The organism is Rhodococcus erythropolis NBRC 15567 (assembly GCF_001552595.1).
Lineage (GTDB): Bacteria > Actinomycetota > Actinomycetes > Mycobacteriales > Mycobacteriaceae > Rhodococcus_F > Rhodococcus_F erythropolis.
Window position 1 is genome coordinate 1 of sequence record NZ_BCRM01000064.1, and the last position, 1,316, is coordinate 1,316.

The window sequence follows — 1,316 nt, forward strand, 5'->3', positions numbered from 1 at the left end:
CACCCGTGTCGCTCCATGACAGAACGCGATCCAACTCACCGGCGGTCAGAACATCCACGTCGCCAACGGCAGCAGTCGGATTCGCGACAACGCCACGGAGGACGGACACGAAGCGATCAGCGAACTCGGCCGCTGTCGACGCGTCGAACAGATCCGTCGCGTAGGTCAGAGTGCCGGACATACCGGCGTCAGCGGCGTCTTCAAGAGTGAATTGCAGATCGAACTTGGCCAGTGCTGCGTCGAATTCCACAGCAGCGGCGGTGAGTCCGGGCAGTTCGAGAGCACTCTGGCCAAGGTTCTGGAAGGTCAATGCCACCTGGAACAGCGGGTGGTGTGCCTGCGAACGCACCGGATCGAGCGCTTCGACGATCCGCTCGAACGGAACGTCAGCGTGGGCAAACGCCTGCAGATCCACTTCACGCGCAGAAGCCAACAGATCCGTGAACGACATCGACGGATCAACCTCGGTGCGCAGCACCAAAGTGTTGACGAACATGCCGATCAGATCGTCGAGCTGCGCTTCACCGCGACCGGCGACAGGAGCGCCGATTGCGATGTCGGTTGTCGCGGACAACCGTGCCAGCAGCACGGCCAGCGCAGAGTGGACGACCATGAACGGCGTTGCGCCCGCCGCCTGACCTGTTGCTTCCACATCGGCCCACAGTTGCGGGTCGATGGTGAAGGTGTGGTTCGCTCCTTGTCCCGTTGCGATCTCGGGGCGGGTGCGATCACTGGGAAGGTCCAGCTGCTCGGGCAGGTCGGCCAGGGCATCGGACCAGTAGTTGATCTGCTGCGCGATAATTGACTGCGGATCGTCCTCGAACCCGAGAACCTCACGCTGCCACAGTGCGTAGTCGGCATACTGCACCGGCAACGGCGTCCACACCGGGGCTTGACCCTGTGAGCGGGCGAAGTACGCGGTCATCACGTCCCGGGTCAACGGGCTCATCGAGAAGCCGTCGGTCGAGATGTGATGCACCACGAACGACAACACGAAGTCATCATCGGCGACCTGGAACAGCTTGGCGCGCAACGGAACCTCGACGGTGACATCGAAGCCCTGGGCGAAGAACGAATACAGCTCCGCCTGGATTCGGTCGTCGGTGACGCGTTCTGCACCGAGATCGATCGAGACATCTCCAGCCGAGAGGATCTTCTGGTAGCCGATTCCGTCGACCTCGGGGTAGACCGTGCGCAGAACCTCGTGGCGACCGATAACATCGTGAACTGCCGAATTCAGGGCGGCCAGATCGAGCGCACCCGTGAGCCGAACGGCAACAGGGACATTGTTGACAGCCGATGCCGTGTCGAATCGA

General features: G+C 62.0%; 1 protein-coding gene. It reads right to left on the minus strand.

The features are described 5' to 3' along the window. The coding region (locus RE4_RS30555) for a condensation domain-containing protein (protein WP_255246900.1) at positions 1-1,316 on the minus strand (1,316 nt) is incomplete at both ends.